Below are 20,844 nucleotides of genomic sequence, written 5' to 3'. Positions count from 1 at the left end.
AATGTGTCCCGCCGGGGCTGGAACACCGTGGCGGCGGCTTCTTCAGATTAGTGAGACGAGCTTTTTGCTGTCAACGCGAGAAACGGATTTACCCGATCAGACCAACGCTTTGTTTCAATGACGCGCATTTCGGGTCGATTCTTTTTGCGGGCGCGGTCCCACGGCGGTCCGCCTGTTCACGGCGGACCGCTCGTCGATTGTGGGGAGGAACAGGCCGGTAGCCGCCGGTCGGGTGGGTCGGCGGCCACCGACGGGTGGCGATCAGGTGGTGAGGGTCCACTTCTGGCTGTTCCAGGTGCCGCAGTCCCACAGGTGCAGGCGGGCGCCGTCGGCGGTGCTCTGCCCCTCGACGTCCAGGCAGCGGCCGGACTTGAGGCTCTTCAGGGTGCCGTTCGGCTGGAAGGCCCACTTCTGGCTGTCCCAGGTGCCGCAGTCCCACAGGTGGGCCTTGGCGCCGTTGGCGGTGGCGCCGCCTTCGACGTCCAGGCACTTGCCGCCGGACTTCAGCTGCTGCCCGTCGAGCGCCCAGGTCATGGAGGGCGAGTCGGCGCAGGTCCACTGCTGGGCGGCGGTGCCGTTGGCCGTGCCGCCGCCCGCGCGGTCGAGGCACTTGGCGGTCGCGCCGTTGACGATCCTGCCGCCGGCGACCGGACCCGGGTTGTTGCCGCCCGGACCCCAGGCGTTCCAGTTGTCCCAGGTCTCGGCGTCGAACCCGATCCGGCCGAGCTCGTCCGCGGCCCAGTTGGCGCCGGACTTGTCGATGGTGGTGCCGCCGACGGTGTAGTTCTCCAGCTTCAGGCCGCGGCTGTCCCGCGTCTCGTTGCCCAGGACCACCTTCTGCCCGCCGCTGTTGCTGTGCCGCTTGAGGAGGCTGACCTGGGAGGACGCGTCGAGCTGGCTCCAGGCGTCGATCTTGAGGTTCTTGACGTGGATGTTCTCGGTGCTGGACAGGGCGAAGACGCGGATCGCGCAGTTGGTCATGCCTTCGACGGTGATGTTCTCGAAGGTCATGTTCTTCACCCACGCGTTGGGGTCGGCCTTGGTGGTCGAGCCCATGTCCTCCCAGTGCGAGGAGGAGTTGAGGATGCAGGTGTTGTACTTGACGTCCTTCCAGTACATCCGGTTGTGGATGACGTGGGTGTTGCTGACGCGCACGTTGTCGATGGCGCGCGGGGTCCAGCCCCACTGGATGACCGGGCCGTTCTCGTTCTTCCAGATCACGGTGTTGTCGATGGTGACGTCGCTGTGGTACATCTTCAGCACGTCGTCGTTGGCGTTGAAGAACGTGTTCTTCATGGTGCTGCCGCGGTAGAGCTCGATGCCGTCGGTCTGCCAGTACCAGGAGCCGACCTGCTTGTAGTTCTCGACCCGCATGCTGAAGGTCTGCTCGTCGCCGTAGACGACGAACGAGTGGTACGGGGGCTCGTTGATGGTCACGCCCTGCAGGTCGAGGTGCTGCTGCCGGCCCTGCGCCGAGGCGAACTGCAGCATCTTCACGCAGCTGGAGTGGCAGTTGGACGCGCCGGAGAGGTGGTCGTAGTTGTTGGCGGTGTCCGCCTCGTAGACGTACTGCTCACCGGAGAGGACGCCGTAGCCGGTCACCCGGTACAGGCCCTGGCTGTCGTCGGGGAATCGGATGGCGCCCTTCACGTACGCCCCGGGCGCCAGGTAGACCCACTTGACCTGCTTGGGCAGCAGGGCGTGGTACTTCGAGGTCATGTAGTAGGTGCCGGGCCGGAAGTACACGATCTCCTCGCTGATCGTGTTCAGGTTGGTGACCTGTCCCTGCGGCGGGTAGTAGGTGCTGCCCGAGGCCGCGGTGGGGATCAGCCGGTCCCTCTCCGCCCCGGTGGGCGCCGGTTCGGCGAAGATCATCATCGAGTTGCGGGGCTCGGTGTGGATGGCGCGGTTGCCGCCGCCCGACGCGGTGGTGAGCTTGCCGGCGTCGCCGGCCGGGCCCGACATGTCGTTGTACGCCGTGTACAGCTGCGGGTCGAACTCGACCGAGAAGCGGTGACCCGCCGCGCTGTAGGGCACCTTGACGCGGACGGTGTCGCCGTCGACGAGCTGCTTGGCGAAGTCCAGGCTGCTCGGCTTGATCTTGACCTGGTCGACCGACGAGACGCTCTGGCCGGTGCGCAGGGAGACGTCGACCCACACGTCGGTGGCGTACTGGAAGGACGACCAGCTCATGGTCAGGTTCGCCGACGAGGAGAACTCGGCGCCGTCCTCCTTGGTGTAGCCGATCTTCCCCTTTCCGCTGCGCGCGATGCTCATGTAGGGGAACGAGTCGTACCTGGTCGACGGCGCCGCGGCGGTGGCGACCTGGACGTCGTAGAACGACGAGCGCCGGACCTTGTCGCCCGCCACCGGGCTGCTGGTGTTGAACTCGTGGTTGTCGTGCCACCACGTCTTGAGCTGATCGGTGTCGGCGGTGGAGACCGCGGCCTGGGCCGTGGGCGTCCCCGCGCCCACCCAGGCCGGCGCGATGGCGCCGACGAGGGCCAGGACCAGACCGGCGGCCAGCGCCACCGGTCGACTTGTTCTTGCTGCGGGCATGGCGAAATCCTCTTCTCATCATTGGGAAGGGTTCGGGTCGGGCTACGGCCTTATTTCATGAAAACGTGTGCCGACCACGGTTCCAGGACGATCCGGCCGTTCACGACAGTCGGCTCGCCGACGTTGGACAGCAGCAGGTCGGTGGCGGACCACTCGCTGTCCAGGGCGGTGGTGTGCGTTGTGCCGCTGAGGTTGGCCACGACGAGCAGGCGGTCGTCGTCCAGGGTGCGTTCGTAGGCGTAGAGGTGGGGTTCGTCGGCCAGGAGCATCCGGAAGTCGCCGTGGGCGATCACGGGGAGCGCGTGGCGCAGCTCGATGAGCCGTCGGTAGTGGTTGAAGACGGAGTCCGGGTCGTCGTACTGGGCTCGGGCGTTGAGCCAGGTGTGGTTGGGGTTGACCGGCAGCCACGGCTCGCCGGTGGTGAACCCGGCGTGGGGGCTCGCGTCCCACTGCACCGGGGTGCGGGCGTTGTCGCGGCCCATCGCACGCAGTCCGCGCAGCACCGCGTCGGTCTCGCCACCTGCGGCGACGGCCTCGGCGTAGTGGTTGAGGGATTCGACGTCGCGCAGCTCGTGCACGCCGGCGAACGGCGCGTTGGTCATGCCCAGCTCTTCGCCCTGGTAGACGTAGGGCGTGCCGCGGTGCAGGTGCAGCACGGTGGCCAGCGCGGTCGCCGACTCGCGCCAGTGCTCGCGGTCGTCGCCGAAGCGGGACACCACGCGGGGTTGGTCGTGGTTGTTCCAGTACAGGCTGTTCCAGCCGACCTCGCCCAGCTCGGTCTGCCACCGGCCCAGCGAAGCTTTGAGGTCGCGCAGGTCCAGCGGGCGCGGGTCGAACTTGCCGCCGGGGCCGTGGTCGAGGGAGACGTGCTCGAACTGGAACACCATGTCCAGCTCGCGTCGTCGCGGGTCGGTGAACAGCCGGGCGTCCTCCCAGGTGACCCCGGGCATCTCCCCCACCGTCAACAGCTCGCCCGGCCGGCCGTAGAACACCTCGCGGTGCATCTCCTGGAGGAACTCGTGGATGCGCGGTCCCGTGCCGTAGTGCGGGAACCCGTCACCGAGGCCGCCGGCACCGGTGGTGGCGCCGTCGGGCAGGTCGGGGTCCTTGGAGATGAGGTTGATGACGTCCATCCGGAAGCCGTCCACGCCCCGGTCCAGCCACCAGCGCATCATCTCGTGCACGGCGTGCCGCACTTCGGGGTTCTCCCAGTTCAGGTCCGGCTGCTGGGGCGCGAACAGGTGCAGGTAGTACTCCCCCGTCGTCTCGTCGAGGGTCCACGTGGGGCCGGAGAAGAACGACTCCCAGTTGGTGGGCTCCGCGCCGGGTTGCCCGGCTTCGAACCCCTCGCGCGGCGGGCGCCACCAGTACCAGTCGCGTTTCGGGTTGTGCTCGGAGGAGCGGGACTCCACGAACCAGGGGTGCTGGTCGGAGGTGTGGTTGACCACCAGGTCCATCACCAGCTTCATGCCGCGGGCGTGCACCTCCGCCAGCAGGCGGTCGAAGTCGCCCAGCGTGCCGAACGCGGGATCGATCGCCTGGTAGTCGGAGATGTCGTAGCCGTTGTCGGCGTGCGGTGAGGCGTAGACCGGCGACAGCCAGATCACGTCGACACCGAGCCGCTGCAGGTGGTCCAACCGCGCGGTGAGGCCGGGCAGGTCGCCGATGCCGTCGCCGTTGGAGTCGGCGAAGCTGCGCGGGTACACCTGGTAGACCACGGCGGAGGTCCACCACGGGGCGGTGGCAGGGGTCGGGGCCGGGGCCGGGGCCGGGGCCGGGGTGACCGTCTGGTCGAGAGTCATGGATGTCCTTCGTGGGTGTTATTTGACCGCGCCGAGGTTCACGCCGCGCATGAGCGTGCGTTGGAAGAGCAGGAAGAACACCAGCGCGGGCAGGATGCCCGCCAGCGACGCGGCGGCCAGCGCCGTGGGGTCGCTGGTGTACTGGCCGCTGAGCGCGCCGAGCGCGACCGACACGGTCTGGTTGTCCGCCGAGGGCAGCAGCACCAAGGGCAGGAAGAAGTCGTTCCAGGTCCAGATGAAGAAGAACGTCATCAGCACCGCCATGGTCGGCCTGGTCAGCGGCAGGACGACGAGCCGGAGCACCTGGAAGCGGGTCGCGCCGTCGAGCCGTGCGGCCTCCAGCACTTCCGGCGGGAACGTGCCCAGCACCGAGGACAGCATGTAGGTGCCGAACGCGCTCTGGAGCACGGCCAGGATGACGATGACCCCGGTCATGGTGTCGTAGAGCCCGAGGTCGCGGGTGAGCACGAACAGCGGGTACACCAAGGCTTCCTGCGGGATGGTGAACGCGAGCATGAACAGCGCCAGGATCCACACCCGGCCGCGGATGCGGCCGATGCCGATGGCGAAGGCGGACAGCAGGCTCAGCGCCACCGCGATCAGGGCCACGCTGCCGCTGATCACGACGCTGTTGAGCAGCTTGCGGTTGAAGTCGACACCGCCCCAGAAGTCGACCAGCGCGGAGAAGTCCAGTTCGGTGGGCAGCGAGACCGGTCCGTTGGCGATGTAGTCGGGCGCGGGTTTGAACGCGTTGATGATCGCGATCCAGAACGGGAACAGCATCAGCAGGCCGAGACCGGCGACCAGGGTGAGCACCACCCAGCCGCTGACACCGCGCTTGCGGCGCTTGATCCGGCGCGCGGAGGGCTCGGACGGGGGCGTCACGGTCGCGGCCGGCTTCTCCAGGCTATCCACGGCCATCTTCGAACCCTTCGGAGTTGCGGGTCTGGTAGCGCAGCAGCGCGACCGCGACGACCGAGATCATCAGCGCCAGCACGGACGCCACCGCGGCGCCGTAACCGACCTTGGTGGTGGTGAAGAAGTTGGAGAAGGAGAAGTAGGCGGGCACGATCGTGCTGGTGCCCGGCCCGCCGCGGGTGAGCACGAAGATCGGCGCGAACACCTTCAGCGCGGCCACCGAGGTGGTGATCAGCACGACCGCGATCTCCGGCCGCAGCTGGTTGAGCGTGATGGTGCGGAACTGCTGGAACCAGGTCGCGCCGTCCAGCTCGGCGGCTTCGTAGAGCGCGGGGTCGACCCGGGACAGCCCGGCCATGAACACCACCACGGTGTAGCCGATCTGGAGCCAGACCAGCACGTTCATCACCGCGTAGATGGCCAGGTCGGAGTCGCCGAGCCAGTTCTGCGCGAGCCCGCCGAGGCCGAGGTCGCGCAGGGTGGTGTTGATGATCCCGTACTGCGGTTGGTACATCCACTTCCACAGCACGCCCGCCACCGCGATCGGCAGGATCTGCGGCAGGTAGTAGGTGGCGCGCAGGAAGCTCGCCACCTTCGACCCGAACTTCGGCGAGATGTAGTTGAACAGCACGGCCGCGACCACCACCCCGATGGCGGTCGGGAGGATCGCCATGGCCACGATGAACACCACGCTGTGCCGGAACGACGCCCAGAACAGCGGGTCGCCGAGCAGTCGCTGGTAGTTCTCGAACCCGATGAACACCGGGTCGCCGACGCCCCGGAAGGACGTGAGGCTGTACCAGAGGTTCATCCCGAACGGCACGGCGACGACGGCGAGGAACCCGATCGCGCCGGGCAGGATGTACCACCAGTAGCCGCCTCGGCGTTCGGACGTGCCCTTGCGCGCCCGGCGTGGCGCGACGGTGTGCGTGGCTGTGTTGAGCGAGGCTGTGTTCGCTGAGGACATGGCGATCCTTTCGGTCCGACCGGTGCTAGGCGGTCGGCTTCCCGGCGTCGTAGGCGGCCTTGATCGCCTCGACCACCTGCTGCGGGCTCGCGTCGCCACCGACGAGGTCGGTGGTGTTGGCGACCAGCACGTCGTTCAGCCCGGCCACCGGGAAGTCGGGGTAGAGGGCCAACCCGCCGTCGGCGCCGGACAGCAGCTCGGTGAACCGGTCGCCGACCAGCAGGCCCATCGCCGAGCTGGCCGAACCGGGCTCGGCCGCGACCGGCACGCCGCCCTTGTCGGCCAGGAGGTTCTGCACCTCGGGCCGCTGGGTGATCTGCAGGAAGTCGTAGGCGAGGTCCTTGTTCTTGGCCTTCGCGGGCACGACCCACAGGTTGCCGCCGGAGCCGGCGTGCAGCTCGTTGCCGGGGAAGAGGAACTGGCCGGTCTTGAACGTCGGTTGTTCGGCGATCTGCCCGGCCCACCAGGTGCCGGAGACGAACATGGGGTACTGGCCCGCGATGAACGCGTTGCCCGCGTCCTGCGCGGGGATGCCGGTGGAGTCGGTGCTGATGTACTTCCCGTCCACCCACTGGCGCATGGTGGTGGCGGCCTTCTCCCAGGCCGACCAGTCGACGTCACCCTCGAACCGCTGGTAGGCGGCCAGGGACCGCTCGTCCATGTGCGCGAGCGCGAGGGAGTACAGCAGGTGCGGGCCGGGGTAGTCGGCCGAGCCGAGCGCGAGCGGCGTGACGCCCTTGTCGGCGAACGTCTTCAGCGCGTTCTCGAACTCGGCGAACGTCGTCGGCACCTGCACGTCGTGCTGGGCGAACAGGTCCTGGTTGTACCAGACGCCGACGTACTCGCCGTAGTTCGTGATGCCGTAGCGCTTGCCCGACCCCATCAGCCCGTTGTCGTCGTAGAGCCCGACGTCCTGGGCGGAGTTGTCCAGCTTCCAGCCGCGGGTCGTGGCGACCTCGGTCAGGTCGGTGAGCAGTCCGGCCTTGGCCACGACGCCGGCGGTGGCGTTGCCCTTGAGGTACTCCAGCACGTCGGGGGTGTCGTTGGAGTCGAGGATGAGCTGGCCGGACTGCTGCATCTGCTCGTAGGTCTTGAGCTCCTGCTCGACCGTGACGCCGGGGTGCTCCTGCTCGAAGATCGAGACGGCCTGCTTCCAGGCGGTCGACAGCGCGCTGTCGTCGGTCTCCCACCACCACACCTTGAGCGTGTTCGGGTCCCCGGAGTCACCTCCGCTCGAACACCCGGTCATCACCAGCGCCAAGGCGGCGGCCACCGCGGCGGCCAGCCGTAGGGGGTGCTTGCGCATGTCGATCCTCCAGAGTCGCGACGGCGGCGTCGCCTACCGGGTTTTCTTTGTCGCAACATTAAGGGTGAAGCGACTGTAACGCGTCAACCCGCAGCTAGTCACGTTTTCGTCACGCAAGAGGCCTTGTCAGGTAGTTTCGTCGCGGTACTATTGCGCTCCGGTTACCCCCGACCTCGACGAGGGAGCGCACGGTGCTCGACGCCGCCTCACCCTGGGCACCCCTGCTGCCCTCCGCCCGCCGCGTGACGCTGGAGGTGCTGCTGCACGGCCCGCTCGCCCGCTCGGAACTGGCGGACCGGTTGGGCCTGTCGACGGCGAGCCTGACCCGGCTGACCAAGCCGCTGATGGACGCCGGCCTGCTGCGCGAGGTGGACACGGCGAACCTGCGCGGCGGCGGCCGGCCCTTGCAGCCGCTGGACGTCGACGCCGACGTGCAGCGCTTCATCGGCATCAAGCTCGCCGGGTTCCGCGCCTACGGCGTGCTGACCAACCTGCGCGCGGACATCCTCGACAGCGCCTCCGTCGAGATCACCGAGCAGGACGTCGAGGCGGTCGTGGCCAGGATCGCCGAACTGGTCGCGTCACTGGACGACCCGGGGAGGCCGGTCGCGGCCGTCGGCATCGGCATCGGCGGCGTGGTCCACGACTTCGCGCGCGTCCAGCGCGCCGTGTTCCTGCACTGGAAGGACGTCGACCTGAGCGCGGCGGTCGCCCGGGCGACCGGCAGACCGGCAGTGGTGTCCAACGACCTCGACGCCCTGCTGGAGGCCGAGCACTGGTTCGGCGACGGTCGGGACGTGGACAGCTTCGCCGTGCTCACCATCGGCGCCGGCGTCGGCGGCGGCCTCGTCATCCACGACCGCCTCGTGGGCGGCCCCGACTCCGGGCTCGGCCTGCTCGGACACTTCCCCGTCGACCCCTTCGGGCCGATCTGCCCCGAAGGGCACCGCGGCTGCGTGAAAGCCCTGCTCACCACCGACGCCGTCCAGTCGCAGGCCGCCCTGACACTGGGGCGGCCCGTCACCTACGACGAGGTGCTCGACCTCGTCGAGGCGGGCAACGCCGTCGCCGATCAGATCGTCGGCAGGGCGGCCCACGCGTTCGGCACGCTGATCGCGGCCGTCGCCAACATCGCCCAGCCCGAACGGGTCATCCTCACCGGCGAGGGCATCCGCCTGGCGCAGGTCGCCGAAGCACGCGTGCGGGCTGCCATCGCCCAGTCGCGCCACCCCGAGGCATCACCGATCGACCTGCGGTTCATCAACGACGACCCCCTGCTGTGGGCCCGCGGCGCGGCCGCCGTGGCGATCCAGCGCACCGTGCTGGCCGTCCTGCCCCTGCGCACCGGCTGACCCCACCTCCACCCGATCCCCTCCCACGGCGCAGGCCGCCGTGGCGATGGCGCGTGCCCGCCTCCACCTCCGCCGAGGCTCGCTCAACGAGGAGCAACCCATGCGACCACCCGGACCACGCGCAGCGCCCGCGCTCGCCGTCGCGGCCCGCCTGTCCAGCTCCCGACCCGCCACCGCCGAACTGGTCGACCGGAGATCGCTGACCTACGGGCAGCCCTCCGCCGACGCCGCCGGGCGCCGGCGGCTCACCAGGACCCACATCACCGATCCCGCGAGCGCGACCGTGCTCGTCGACGTCGACTTCCGCCCCCTCGCCGGCAGCGGCCCCGAGCTCTACGCCCCGTTCGGCCCGCGGCCGGCCGGCGACTCGGGCCACGGCACCAGCCGCGCCACCGCCGACCCGCTGACCGCTGTCGACACCCACCTGCCCGATCGCCCCGTGGCCGCCGCGCTGGTGCCCGGCACCGGCTTCACCGCCACCTCCACCGGCTACACCAGCACCAGCGAGGGCCTGGCCGGCCTCACCGCGAACTCCACCCCTACCAGCCGGTACCGGCAAGCGGGGCTCGGCAGCGTCGCGCAGCTCCCGACCGGTCGCGACGGCACGGCCCGCGCGAGCCGGCAACGCCCCGACGGCAGCTTCTCGCAGAACTCCGAGGTCGACGGCACCCCCGACCATACCGACAGCCGGCTGGACGAGACCGCGTTCCCGATCCCGCCGGCCTGGCAGACCAAGCGGTTCGACGCCGCGTTCCACGGCGGCCACGGCGACCGGATCCGGTTCGTCACCCGCGTGGCGGGCACGATCACCAGCCCCCGCGGCGGCAACGGCGTGAGCGTGCAGCGGGTCGACATCCTGCTGCACGACCCGTCCCAGGCCACCGGTACCTCCCCCGGCCGGCCCGGGACCAACACCGCGACCGCCGGAACCTGGCAGCGAGCGGTCGTCGCCGACGGCCGCCACGCCGACCCACCCCTGCCGCTCGGCGTCCACGACCCCGCTCCGACCAAGCTCTCGGCCCCGGAACCGCGGGTGGTGCCCGCCGGCCACGACATCGTGGTGACCGTGCCCGCCTCCGCGCTCGGGCTCGACGTCGCGACCGCTCGCCGCCGGGTGGCGACCTACTCCGACGCCGAATCCGGCGAGGGCATCGGCCTGGTCCGCCCGGTCCACAGCGAGGCCCTCTGGGACAACGGGTTCCCGTGGGCCGAAGAGCTCCGCTCCGGCGGCGGCGCGGGAGAGCAGAGCTTCGACGTGCCCGGCCGCGACCCCGACACCATCGACGTCATCACCGGTGACGTCGACCAGTCCGCCGTCCTCGACCGGACCACGACCAGCCCGGTCGTGCCGCCCTTCGTGGACCTGCGGGCTCCATGAGCAGCGGGCGCGGGCACCAGGTCGACGAACCGGTGCCCGCGCCCGCACCCCACGCGCCCTCCGGCCAGAGGGCACGCGGGAACGGCTCCAGCCGGAGCGATACCACCCAGCGAAGAGAGGCAAGGCATGTCCGGAGCCCGACCACATCATCGCACCCGCGTCCTGCTCGCAGGCGCGACCGCGGTCCTCGCCGCTGCGGCGTCCGTCGTGATGTCGACCACGGCCGCCCACGCGGTCACCGTCACCGACACGTGGACCGACGCCGCCCGCTACGCACCCGGAGCGGCGGCCACCGTGACCGCCTCGGTCAGCGGCAGCGGCCCGGTGAGGTTCACCCTCACCCACCTCGGCGACGTCGTCACCACCGCCACCGTGCAGGCGAATGGGTCCGGCGAGGTCACCTGGCGCGTCACCCCGCCCAACGGCGACTACACCGGTTACCTGGTCGAGGTCGAGGCCGACTCCGGCCGCGCCCAGACCGCCATCGACGTGTCCAGCTCCTGGACCCGGTTCCCGCGCATGGGGTTCCTGGCCTACTACGGCCAGGGCATCTCCGGAGCCGAGGCCGACGGCGACATGGCCGAGCTGGCCCAGCGCTACCACATCAACTCGTTGCAGTACTACGACTGGCTGTGGAAGCACGAACTGCCGGTCAAGCACGAGGGTTCCGGCGTCGCCTCCACCTGGACCGCGTGGAACGGCGACGTCATCAGCTCCCAGACCGTGCGCAACTACATCTCCTCCGCGCGCGCCCGCGGCATCGGCTCCCTGCCGTACCAGATGTCCTACGCCGCGCTGAACGACTACGACCGGTCCCGGATCGACCCGAACTGGCGGCTGCTCAACCGCGACGGCACCGACTGGACCTACCCGATGCTGCCCGGCCAGGTGCTCAAGCTGATGAACCCGGAGAACCCGGGTTGGCAGGACTACGTCGTGGGCCAGTACGCCGACACGATCCGCTCGATGGGCTTCGACGGCTCGCACCTGGACCAGATCGGCTACTGGGACGAGAAGTTCGACGTCAACGGCAGGCAGGTCAACCGGACCGACGGCTTCGCCCAACTCGTCGAGAAGACCAAGCAGGCCACCGGCAAGCCGGTCGGGTTCAACGCCGTCGACGGCTACGGCGACCAGGAGTTCGCCCGCTCCGGCGCCGACTACCTCTACACCGAGCTGTGGAGCAACTTCGAGACCAACGCCTCGGTCAAGACCTACCTGGAGAACCAACGCCGTGCCTCCGGCGGCAAGCCGCACGTCACCCCGGCCTACATGAACCGACCCAACACCCCCGACGGCACGCCTAACAACAACAGCGTGTTCGACACGACCTCGGTGCAGCTGGCCAACGCCACGTTCGCCGCCAACGGTGCCCACCACCTGGAGCTGGGCCCCAACGACCACATGCTCAACACCGAGTACTTCCTCAACAAGGACAAGACCATGTCCGCCGAGCTCAAGGCGTGGCAGAAGACCTACTACGACGTCATCACCGGCTACGAGAACCTCTTCTACGGCCCCGACCTGCGCACCGCGCCCAACGCCGTGCAGGTCGCCGGCCGCGACACCTCCACCGACGGCGCCGGAAACACGATCTGGACCAACGTCATGCGCAACAACGGCGTCGACGTCATCCACCTGATCAACCTGCTCGGCAACGACAACCGCTGGCGCGACGCCGGCACCAACACCCCGCCCACCCAGACCGACCTGCCCGTCAAGTACTACCTCGGCGACCAGCCCACTCCGCCCAGCCTGCACGTGGCCAGCCCCGACCGTGACGGCGGGCGCTCCCGCGAACTGGCCTTCACCACCGGCTCCGACGGCGGCGGCCGGTACCTCGGCTTCACCGTGCCGGAGCTGAAGAACTGGGACTTCATCTACTTCGACAACACCCCCGACGACCCCACCACCACTCCCCCGAACACCACCACCACGACCGCCCCGCCTGCGGGCTCCGGACACATCACCGGGCTGGGCGACAAGTGCGCGGACGTCGCCCGCGGCAGCTCCGCCAACGGCGCCGCCGTCCAGCTCTGGTCCTGCGCCGACACCCCCGGCCAGTCCTGGACCTACACCGGCGGCAAGCTCAGGTCCCTCGGCAAGTGCCTGGACGTCGAAGGCGGCGGCACCGCCAACGGCACCCGCGCGCACCTGTGGGACTGCCTGTCGGTCGCCTCCCAGAACTGGGAACGCACCGGCGGCGGCCAGTACCGCAACACCAAGTCCGGTCGGTGTCTGGACGTCGCGGACCAGTTCACCACCGACGGCACCCGGTTGCACGTGTGGGACTGCCACCCCGGTGACAGCCAGAAGTGGAGCCTGCCCCGGTAGAAGCCGAGCGGTCCCGTGGCGCGACGCCGCGGGACCGCTCCACCGACGGCGTTGCACGGTCGGACCGGGCCGCTTGCGGAACCAGGACTGCGAGACCTCCAAGACTCGACAGGCGTCCCATGGGCGACACCGAAACCACACCTCCGGGACGCGATGAACTCCGACACGATCACCGGTTCATCGGTTCCTCCACCCACAGCACCACCGAGCGCTTGAGGACATCGCGCTCCACCTCCAGCTCGGCCTCCCTTCTCCCATCGCGCCCGCCGGGCCGACCCCTCGCGCCCGGCGCAGTTCAGCGGCCCGGCCGCGCCCCTCCCGACTCGTCGGTCGGCTTCACCCAGTTGCGCAGGGGGGTGGGCGCTGCTCCCCGGATCCTGGCCGGAGTCCCACGTCTTCCCCGACCCGACCATCTCTCTTGGTCCAGGTCTCCACGCCACGAAGGGAAGCCCATCGTCGTGCCGCAGGCCGGTGGGGTCGTCGACCGGCGGCTGGGCGGCGGTTCAGAGCGAGGTGATCTCCAAGGTGACGAGGGAGTAGACGCTGGAGACGGTTCCCAGGCTGGCGGTGCACAGCAGCACGTCGGTGGCCGGGCCGGTGACGACCTGCACGACGCTGCTCCCGGTGAACAGGCCCGAGCTGACCACTCCGGTGAAGGTGACCACCAGCGCGGCGCCCACGACGGTGGCGTTGACGGAGACGGTCGAGGTCTGGCCGGTGTTCCAGACGATGGTGAAGGCGAGTGCCCCGCTGTTCAGCAGGTCGAGGCAGGTCCGCACCGGCATGGGCCCGCTGAGGGTGCGGCTGCCGGAGGTCAGGGCCGGGTTGCTCGACGACACGCACGGCCTGTACTGCGTCGTGAGGTTGACGGCGACGTTCTGCGGGGTCATGGTCAACGGCGGGGTGTAGACGTCGCTCTGCTGCTGGGCGGGGTGCAGGTCACGTCCAGCACTCCCGCCGAGGCCGACCCGGCCGGGCCCAGGACGGCCGGCGCCAGGGCACGGACCGCCGTCGGCAAGATGGTCGAGGCGGTGCGTAACGAGTTGATCATCGCCACTCTCTCTTCCGGCGGCACCGGATAGCGCTCCTGGTGATCTCCACGACTGCGTCGGCCGATTTCCCGATCTTCGGACCGCCTGAACTCACCGGCTTCAGTCCATCCCGGACACCGTCGCGGTGCCGCATAAGTCACGCACAGCAACAGCTTCCGCCCACTGCCCAGGTGGGCCACGGCCCGCCTTAGCTGCAACGTGAATGTCCCGTTCACCATGTAAGCGGGTCGAACTTCCAGATGGTCCGGGATTTACCTGCTTTCGATCCTTTGTGGACCTCTATTGATTTACGCAGCCCTGATCGTGGTATGAACTCCACCGAGTCGACTCCCCGAAATCCAGGGCGGAACCTCCACCAGCGTGGGGGTCCGTTGAGCCGTCGTTGATCGAACCCCCAGGGGGGCGCTGACGAGCGCCTACCGCTCGTGAGCGAGGCGGTTCATGCGTTCACCGCGGTGGTCTGCCTGCCCCTGCCGATGGGAGCGGAGACACGGTGCCCGGTGGTGGTCGTTTGCCGACGTTCGGAGTCGACGTCTCGCCGCTACCCCTGGCCGCAGGCCTGAGCGGCCAGGGGTAGCGGTCGACGCCGCGGCAGCAGGCGAGAACCGGGTCGTCCGGTCAGGCCCGGATCAGTTGCCACTGCTGGTTGGCCCCGCCGTTGGCGGCCCACTGCACGACCTGCGCCCCGTCGCTCGTCGCCGCACCGGAGACGTCCGCCACCAGTCCGCTGTTGTGGCTGACGATGGTGTAGTAGCCGTTGCCGGTGGGCCGCAGGTACCACATCTGGTTGGTGCCTCCGTTGGCCGTCCACTGCTGCAGTTGCAGCCCGGCCGTGCTGCTGCCGCCGTTGACGTCGAGCACCTTTCCGCTCGGGACGTACCGGAGGGTGTAGGAGCCGTCGGAGGTCGTGGCGATGGTCCAGGTGGCGGTGCCGCTCTGCTGGACCACCTTGGCACCGTCCGCCGTGGAGTTGCCCGCGACAGCGAGCGGCTTGCCGCTGTTGCGGTTGACGATGCGGTAGTTGCCCGGTGCGGGTCCGTCTCCGCCGCCGGCGAGGTTGAAGTACTCCACCGCGTCGGTGAAGACGGGCCTACCGGACTTCGTGGTCGACAGCTGCAGGTACACGCGGTTGCCGGTGGCCGGGGCGGTGAAGGACACCGGCTGGGTGACCCGCGAGCCGAGCGGGACGGTCAGGGTCGTGCTTCCGGACGCGACGACCGCCCCGTCCGGCGCGTCGAGCCGCGCCGTCCAGGTGAAGCCGACCGAAGTGTCGGCGAAGTCGTCGTTGAAGACGGTGATGTTGCGGGTGACCGTGGCGTTCCGGGCGTAGTTGGGCACGGCCTGCGGCAGGGGGAAGGTGCCGTTGGAGTCCGAGACGCCGGAGGCCGACCAGTAGGGGAGGTCGACCGCGGCCACCGGGTTGAACGCCGCCTGCACGCGCTGGAACTGCGGGTTGCTCCAGGGGTCCGGGAGGTTGTCCGCGCCGTAGACAGGGCGACCGCCCTCCTCCGGGACGAAGTCGCCGGTGCGCACGCCGGGGATGACGCTGGCCCAAGCTGACAGCAGCGTGTACGGACGCAGGTCGGTGGCGCCCTTGCCGCGCTTGGCCAGGGTTGCCGTGGCGAACCACTCGAAGCCCTGCTTGGTGTTGCATGCCGGCCAGATGTACTCGCCCTCGCCGTCGGGCCGCCCATTCACGGTGACCAGGCCCTCCCCGTACTTACCGAAGCCGTCGACGTAGTGCGGGATCACCGCGAAGTTGGCGTACGTCATCCCGGGATACAGGCTGACATTGTTGCCGACGCCCACCTCGACAATGATCGGCCGGGTTCCGTCGGCGCCGTTCATCGCCGCGTACAAGTCCTTCTCGAACTGTTCGGAATCCTGGCCGCTCTGATTCGGCTCGTTGTTCTGACTCCAGCGGATGATCGCGGGGTGGTTGCGGTCGCGCAGGACCAGCGCACGGGCGTGGTTGATCATGTTGTTGCGCCCGACGGTCTCCCTCCACTCCTGCGAGGATTGGGAGCCGCGAATCGCGACCTCGCCGATGATCATCAGGCCCATCTCGTCGGCGACATCCAACATGTACGGGCTCGCGGGCTCCTGGTGGATGCGCACCACGTTGAAGTTCAGCCGCTGGTAGTTGTCCACCGCCTGCGGCCAGCCGCCGTTGCCGGGCGACGGGGGCAGGAAGCCGGGCAGGGTGTGGTACGCGTCGCCCTTGCCGCCGTTGTTGACCCGGTCGTAGTCGGCGCCCTGGAGGTTGTCGCCGCGGAAGTTCACGCGCACGCCGTTGAGGTAGTAGTAGTCACCGTTCTGGGTGGCCTCCCGGAACCCGAACCGGTACGTGGCGTCGCTGGTGCGCCCGTCATCGGCGACGGCATGCACCGCCAGTCGGTGCAGCTGCGCCCGGTACCCCGACCGGTACGGCACGTTGGGCCACCAGTACGAGGTGCTGTCGAGGTTCCACGCGACCGGCCCGACGGTCACGGTCATGGTCGAGTTGGCCGGCACGGTGACCGTACGGCTGGGCAGTTCCGGGTAGCTGAAAGCCGTTCCGTTGTCGGACGACAGCGACCCGGTCAACGTCACCGACCGGGAACTGCCCGACGTGTTACGCACCGACACGTCGTAGCTCAACGTCTTGTTCGCCACCGACGTACGCACGAAGGTGTCGCTGACGTACACCGCCGGGTACACCCGCAGGAACGCGGACCCGAAGATCCCCTGCGGGATCGCCTCGGACCACGTGGCGGCGTCGGGCACCAGGTACCGGCCATTGGACGCCTTCAGCGCTCCGCGGCCCTTCACGTTCACCGTGATCGTGTGGGTGGTGCCAGGCGCCGCGTATGCGCTGATGTCGAAGTTCGACGGGGTGAACGCCGTCGTCTGGGTGGCGACCACGCGGCCGTCGACCGACAGCGTCGCCTGGTGATTGACGGCGCCGAACTCGATCCACGTCGACTGCGGCTGACCCGAGTCCGGCACGGTGATGGTGCGCGAGTACACCGCCTCGTTCACGTCGGTGAAGCCCTGCTTGTACCAGCCGCCGCCGGGCACGGTGATCGACGTCGCCCCCCGGCCCGCTGGGGTGAAGCTCCACGTCCCGGCCAGGTCGACCGAGGCGATCACGGCGGCGGCGGCAGCTGCGGCCGCGATGGCCGGCTGTGTTGCGACGGCCGGTTGTTCTGCGGCGACGGGTTGTCCTGCGGCGGCGGGTTGTACCGTGCCGATGGTCGCGAGGAGCATTGCGCCGGCCAGCGCTGCGCGGGCGAAGCGCTGGAATAGCTTGTGAGATCTGTTCTGACGCATCAAGAAACCCCTTTCGAGGGTGTCGCGTCTACGGGGATACACCGATCACGGACCCATCGTCACTACCGCCGGGGCCGCCAAACGGACAGGTCACTACGGACTCGTCTACCGGCTCCGCACCTGCGGAGCAGGGCATCGGTCGGCAAGCAATCGTGGGGTCGGCGCGGCCTGGTGTCACACCAATGAAACTATGGCGGACAAGAAGGGTCAAAGCTAAATGTGAGCGCTAACTTTGAGCACTCCGACCAAGAAGAGTCGGACCAGGGGCAAGTACCGTGGCAGGTCGCCGGACCGGGCGGGAAGTTGCTCCGTTCGGCCCCGCCGGGCGACCCGTGCCGACTGGAGGCCTCACTGTAATCAGCCTGTCGACCGGCGGTCAACGCAGTGCCGGCTTAATATTGACGCGCTTATTTTGGCGACCCCTGAATGTCGTCTTTCGAACGAGGTTACACCTGTTCTCAGCGGTGTGCCGACAATCGTGTGCAGCAGGCAAGCGTGCGCCTCATGGGCACAAAAGTTGCGACGACTCCTACCGGTGAAGATGATCGTCCATAGTCTGATGAGCACGACCGGCACTCGCGGCCATGATTGCCGCAGGCCGATGCGCGGCCATTCACCACGAGGCGGCTAAGGCTCGTTGTTAGCGATAACACGATCGCACTTCGGGGAGTGATCCGGCGTGCGGACCTCGACGGTATCCCTGTCACACCCGCGGGTGCTCATTACCCGTGGTGGCAGCCGGGTACGGGTCCAGGTGACCGTCCATGGCGGGGACCGGCGCCCCGTTGTTGGTGACGGCGACGTTGACCTCGTCCATGCACACGACCGGGCGGGCGGGGTGGTACGGCCGGGCGTAGACCGCGAGCACATCCTCCATGCGGGCGGCGAACTCCGCGTCGGTCCGCGGCGGGATGTTCCAGCACTTCCTCAGATGAGGACGCAGTTCCGTTTCAGGACCCGGCCGATGTGGAGTGGTCCAGGTCCGGGACGTCCTCGGCGAGCTCGACGTGCTTCTCCGGCAGCCGCAACGACCACCGGGCATGTCCCACCGGAGGCTGTGAGTGCCCGTTTCCGAGCTCGAGCTGGTGAAGGCACCCTTTGGCGCGGAGACGAGGGGACTCCTGGTAGATCGGACGTTGTCGAAGCGCCGCTCTGCCGGTGGGAGGAGCACTGCCGCAGGGTGATCGTCGACGCGGTCTTCTACGTCGTCGACAACGGCGTCAGGAGTCGGCGCCGTCCGCGGCGGTCGTGGACTCGCAGTCGGTGCGCGCCGCGGCCACCGTCGGGCAGGCCACGCGCGAGTGGGACGGTGGGAAGAAGGTCGCCGGGCGCAAGCGCCACATCGTCGTGGACACCATGGGGTTGCTGTTGGCTGTGCTGGTGACCCCGGCCTCGACGCAGGACCGTGTCGCCACGCGCAGCCTGTTGCGCCGGATGCGCGACACCGCCGGCAAGCGAGCCTCGTTGGTGTGGGCAGACGGCGCCTACACCCGCACCCTGATCGACTTGGCACGAAAGACACTTCGTCTGGTCGTCGAGATCGTCCAACGCCCGCAAGTGCCGTACTTCACCGTGCTGCCCAGAAGGTGGGTGGTGGAGCCGACGAGGGTGCGAGTGCGGTGGTGATCGGCGATGGCGTCGACGACGGCCCGGCCGCCGCCGACCTCGGTATGGCGGTGGCGCGCGGCGGCGACGACGTCGCTGTCCTCGGTGCTGGTGGTGGCCGACAGCCTGCAGTTGCGCGGCACCCGACCGGATCGCCCCTCCACCGCACCACCAGCGGGCTGAGGGTGCGGTGTGCTCCACGGAACTGGTCACCCGAGTCCGACCGGCACGATCGTGCGAGCCGCGACGTCACAGCACCCGCCACTTCCCCGAACGGGATCGAACGATCCCGGGCACCGGCGACACACCGCTCGACGTGGGCCGTGACCGAACCCTGGCACCTCCGGCCAGGCATGTGAGCTTGTCTGGTCCCACAACGTGATCCAGGACGGGGGCCGTTGAGTGCCGGCCCACGGCACGGGTGACAACCGCGCTGCTCCGCGATCATCCAGGCACCCCGGGGCCGACGGTGGCACGGGCCGGGAGTTGGTTGGTCGGCATCGCCCTGGCCGCCCTGGGCACGCACGGCATGCAGGGTGGTCCGGTGCCTGGGCGCGGGCATGCGTTCGAGACGCTCCTGGAACCGGTTCTGAGCTGATCCCCACCGTGCGGATGTGACCTTCGGAGGCGTGTTTCGGCGCCGGGTCGGGGCCTGGGTCCCAGACGATCGGATCGACCGATCACACCGCTGAGCTGCGCCTCCCTGCGCCACCGGCCAGTCCTCGGCGGCCTCGTCCGCGCTTCAGGCCGACTCGATCCCGTTTTCGCGCGCGGGCGAGGCGGTGTCGACGTCGGCGCCGTTGTCGGCTCGGCGTTCGGTGCGGCCGGTGCCGCGCCAGTCCAGGCAGAGGACGGTGGCGTCGTCCTGGAGGTGATCACCGCAGGCGTGCCGCACCGCCCTGGTCACCGCCCGCACGACCTCCCGGGGGTGCAGCCCCTCGGTGTCGCGCAGCAACGCGGGCAGGTCGACGGCGGCGGCGGCGCGTTCGAAGACGCCGTCGGTGATCAGCACCAGCCGGTCGCCGGGCCGCAGGTCCAGCCGCTGCACCCGGTACTCGTGCGGCGCGACGCCGAACAGCAGGTCGACCGCCAGCTCGACCTGCTCCACCGCGCCGTCGCGCAGCAGCAGCGGCGCGGGGTGACCGGCGTTGACCAGCTCACCTGCTCCGCTGGTCAGGTCTATGCGCAGCAGCAACCCGGTCGCCAACGACCCACCGCCGTGGTCCAGCATCGCCTGATTGGCCTGCCGCGCCTGCCCGGCCAGGTCACGGCCGGCCCGACGCGCCCCGCGCAGCGCGCCGACCAGCAGGGTCGCGGTCAGCGCCGAGGCCACGTCATGACCGACGGCATCGGTCATCGACAGGTGCAGGGTCTCGCGGTCCAGTGAGTAGTCGTAGGTGTCGCCGCCGATGTCGTCGGCGGGCACCAGGGCCCCGGCGACGGTGAACTGACCCGCCTCGCAGCAGGACGCCGAGGGCAGCAGCTGGTGCTGGATCTCCGCGGCCAGGCTCACCGTCGTGGTGCGGCGGCCGGTGTGGTAGAGATCGGTGAAGCGACGGTCGGTGAGGATGACGTAGGCCAACGCGTGCGCGGCCTCCCCCAACTGCGCCAGCACGTCCTCGTCGAGCAGGGGCACGGTCACCTCCAGCACGCCGACGCAGTCGCCGCGGTTGGTCACCGGCAGCACGACCCGCGCGCCGTCACCGTCCTGCTCCTGCCACGGCCGCTGGGTGCGCAGCACCTCCTCGTAAGCGCTGCCCCGCAGGTCGACGCGCTCCGCATCGCGCCCGTCCGGGTCCAGCGACGTCGAGGTCAGCCGCACCAGCTGCTCGTCGACGAGGTCGGTCAGCAGGTACGACACGTCGACGGCCCCGAACCGCTTCGCCAGGTCCCGGGCGACGACCTCGACCGACTCCCCCGGCGGCGCGCTCTCCGCCGCGGCCAGCACGTCACCGGTTCCCACCACGCCACTGTCCACGGCGACCTCCGACCACTCGGGGGTCCACCCAACCACACCGCCCACACGCCCGAACACGACGAGACCATCCGCGATTCACGCCGCGCACGTACGGCTACGAGAACGACACGAGGTGGCACGGCGTCCGCCCTCCGGTCCGCGCGTTCCCTGCCCGTCCGCCGCGGCAGGTCGGGGGAACGTGTAGCCAGGGCATTGCGTTATCTTGACCGCCTGGAGGGTGTTCAGCAGTGCAGCATCCCGGTTACCAGCTCCGCCCGGTCTCGCGGCCGTCGCGCGGAGCG

Annotated in this window: 15 protein-coding genes; 6 read left to right on the top strand and 9 right to left on the bottom strand. The window is 69.3% G+C overall.

The features are described 5' to 3' along the window. Positions 1–261: 261 nt before the first annotated feature. Genes EDD40_RS01370 through EDD40_RS01350 form a run of 5 tightly spaced genes read right to left on the bottom strand, consistent with a single transcriptional unit; the run spans position 262 to position 7,552 of the window. Positions 262–2,559, bottom strand: a complete 2,298-nt coding sequence (locus EDD40_RS01370) for a family 49 glycosyl hydrolase (RefSeq protein WP_170184903.1) — start codon at positions 2,557–2,559, stop codon at positions 262–264. Between the two features lie 50 nt (positions 2,560–2,609). Then, positions 2,610–4,361 carry a glycoside hydrolase family 13 protein gene (locus EDD40_RS01365; RefSeq protein ID WP_123741272.1) on the bottom strand — a complete coding sequence of 584 codons (1,752 nt, stop codon included), beginning with the start codon at positions 4,359–4,361 and terminating at the stop codon, positions 2,610–2,612. 18 nt (positions 4,362–4,379) lie between these two features. Beyond that, positions 4,380–5,282 carry a carbohydrate ABC transporter permease gene (locus EDD40_RS01360; protein WP_123741271.1) on the bottom strand — a complete coding sequence of 301 codons (903 nt, stop codon included), beginning with the start codon at positions 5,280–5,282 and terminating at the stop codon, positions 4,380–4,382. Beyond that, the gene (locus EDD40_RS01355) at positions 5,269–6,246 is read right to left on the bottom strand and encodes a carbohydrate ABC transporter permease (protein WP_123741270.1); all 978 of its coding nucleotides are present in this window, start codon (positions 6,244–6,246) and stop codon (positions 5,269–5,271) included. The genes EDD40_RS01360 and EDD40_RS01355 overlap by 14 nt, the downstream gene beginning before the upstream one ends. 25 nt (positions 6,247–6,271) lie before the next feature. Further along, positions 6,272–7,552, bottom strand: a complete 1,281-nt coding sequence (locus EDD40_RS01350; protein ID WP_123741269.1) for an ABC transporter substrate-binding protein — start codon at positions 7,550–7,552, stop codon at positions 6,272–6,274. Positions 7,553–7,743: 191 nt separating this feature from the next. On the opposite strand from EDD40_RS01350, the gene EDD40_RS01345 reads away from it, so the two are divergent. The 3 genes from EDD40_RS01345 (at position 7,744) to EDD40_RS01335 (ending at position 12,616) form a co-directional block, all read left to right on the top strand. Continuing rightward, positions 7,744–8,904 (top strand): ROK family transcriptional regulator, encoded by a 1,161-nt coding sequence (locus EDD40_RS01345; protein WP_123741268.1) that lies wholly within the window; start codon positions 7,744–7,746, stop codon positions 8,902–8,904. Between the two features lie 100 nt (positions 8,905–9,004). After that, positions 9,005–10,282: a glucodextranase DOMON-like domain-containing protein gene (locus tag EDD40_RS01340; protein WP_170184902.1), complete on the top strand. Its 1,278-nt coding sequence runs from the start codon at positions 9,005–9,007 to the stop codon at positions 10,280–10,282. 126 nt (positions 10,283–10,408) lie between these two features. Further along, positions 10,409–12,616, top strand: a complete 2,208-nt coding sequence (locus EDD40_RS01335) for a glycoside hydrolase family 66 protein (RefSeq protein WP_123741266.1) — start codon at positions 10,409–10,411, stop codon at positions 12,614–12,616. Between the two features lie 503 nt (positions 12,617–13,119). Here the strand turns inward: EDD40_RS01335 and EDD40_RS01330 are convergent. After that, positions 13,120–13,401: a hypothetical protein gene (locus tag EDD40_RS01330; protein WP_148088652.1), complete on the bottom strand. Its 282-nt coding sequence runs from the start codon at positions 13,399–13,401 to the stop codon at positions 13,120–13,122. Between EDD40_RS01330 and EDD40_RS44195 the strand changes: the two genes are divergently transcribed. Beyond that, positions 13,400–13,525, top strand: coding sequence for a hypothetical protein (locus EDD40_RS44195; protein WP_281277734.1), 126 nt, complete (start codon positions 13,400–13,402; stop codon positions 13,523–13,525). The two genes, EDD40_RS01330 and EDD40_RS44195, sit on opposite strands and share 2 nt — an antisense overlap. Positions 13,526–14,286: 761 nt before the next feature. Here EDD40_RS44195 and EDD40_RS01325 read toward each other — a convergent pair. Together EDD40_RS01325 and EDD40_RS44695 are read right to left on the bottom strand one after the other, a co-directional pair. Further along, a complete protein-coding gene (locus EDD40_RS01325) occupies positions 14,287–16,980 on the bottom strand; it encodes an RICIN domain-containing protein (RefSeq protein ID WP_123741264.1) in 2,694 nt (897 codons plus the stop codon). Between the two features lie 703 nt (positions 16,981–17,683). After that, the gene (locus EDD40_RS44695) at positions 17,684–17,857 is read right to left on the bottom strand and encodes a hypothetical protein (protein ID WP_211348045.1); all 174 of its coding nucleotides are present in this window, start codon (positions 17,855–17,857) and stop codon (positions 17,684–17,686) included. A 281-nt stretch (positions 17,858–18,138) separates the two neighbouring features. Here EDD40_RS44695 and EDD40_RS01315 point away from each other — a divergent pair, with 281 nt between their 5' ends. Together EDD40_RS01315 and EDD40_RS41300 are read left to right on the top strand one after the other, a co-directional pair. After that, positions 18,139–18,606 (top strand): transposase, encoded by a 468-nt coding sequence (locus tag EDD40_RS01315; RefSeq protein WP_281277733.1) that lies wholly within the window; start codon positions 18,139–18,141, stop codon positions 18,604–18,606. Between the two features lie 6 nt (positions 18,607–18,612). Next, a complete protein-coding gene (locus EDD40_RS41300; RefSeq protein WP_170184900.1) occupies positions 18,613–18,768 on the top strand; it encodes a hypothetical protein in 156 nt (51 codons plus the stop codon). Between the two features lie 559 nt (positions 18,769–19,327). On the opposite strand, the gene EDD40_RS01310 is transcribed toward EDD40_RS41300, so the two are convergent. Further along, positions 19,328–20,548: a PP2C family protein-serine/threonine phosphatase gene (locus EDD40_RS01310; protein WP_246037321.1), complete on the bottom strand. Its 1,221-nt coding sequence runs from the start codon at positions 20,546–20,548 to the stop codon at positions 19,328–19,330. Positions 20,549–20,844 lie beyond the last annotated feature (296 nt).

The sequence above is a fragment of the Saccharothrix texasensis genome (genome assembly GCF_003752005.1).
In the GTDB taxonomy this organism is placed as follows: domain Bacteria; phylum Actinomycetota; class Actinomycetes; order Mycobacteriales; family Pseudonocardiaceae; genus Actinosynnema; species Actinosynnema texasense.
The sequence above is the reverse complement of the archived record's forward strand: the minus strand, read 5'-3'. Positions and strand labels throughout refer to the sequence as shown.

Excerpts from the sequence above, each read along its gene's own strand:
- EDD40_RS01370 (WP_170184903.1), bottom strand. The coding sequence starts at position 2,559 with ATGCCCGCAGCAAGAACAAGTCGACCGGTGGCGCTGGCCGCCGGTCTG.
- EDD40_RS01365 (WP_123741272.1), bottom strand. The coding sequence starts at position 4,361 with ATGACTCTCGACCAGACGGTCACCCCGGCCCCGGCCCCGGCCCCGGCC.
- EDD40_RS01360 (WP_123741271.1), bottom strand. The coding sequence starts at position 5,282 with ATGGCCGTGGATAGCCTGGAGAAGCCGGCCGCGACCGTGACGCCCCCG.
- EDD40_RS01355 (WP_123741270.1), bottom strand. The coding sequence starts at position 6,246 with ATGTCCTCAGCGAACACAGCCTCGCTCAACACAGCCACGCACACCGTC.
- EDD40_RS01350 (WP_123741269.1), bottom strand. The coding sequence starts at position 7,552 with ATGCGCAAGCACCCCCTACGGCTGGCCGCCGCGGTGGCCGCCGCCTTG.
- EDD40_RS01340 (WP_170184902.1), top strand. The coding sequence starts at position 9,005 with ATGCGACCACCCGGACCACGCGCAGCGCCCGCGCTCGCCGTCGCGGCC.
- EDD40_RS01335 (WP_123741266.1), top strand. The coding sequence starts at position 10,409 with ATGTCCGGAGCCCGACCACATCATCGCACCCGCGTCCTGCTCGCAGGC.
- EDD40_RS44195 (WP_281277734.1), top strand. The coding sequence starts at position 13,400 with ATGGGCCCGCTGAGGGTGCGGCTGCCGGAGGTCAGGGCCGGGTTGCTC.
- EDD40_RS01330 (WP_148088652.1), bottom strand. The coding sequence starts at position 13,401 with ATGCCGGTGCGGACCTGCCTCGACCTGCTGAACAGCGGGGCACTCGCC.
- EDD40_RS01325 (WP_123741264.1), bottom strand. The coding sequence starts at position 16,980 with ATGCGTCAGAACAGATCTCACAAGCTATTCCAGCGCTTCGCCCGCGCA.
- EDD40_RS44695 (WP_211348045.1), bottom strand. The coding sequence starts at position 17,857 with ATGGAGGATGTGCTCGCGGTCTACGCCCGGCCGTACCACCCCGCCCGC.
- EDD40_RS41300 (WP_170184900.1), top strand. The coding sequence starts at position 18,613 with ATGGCGTCGACGACGGCCCGGCCGCCGCCGACCTCGGTATGGCGGTGG.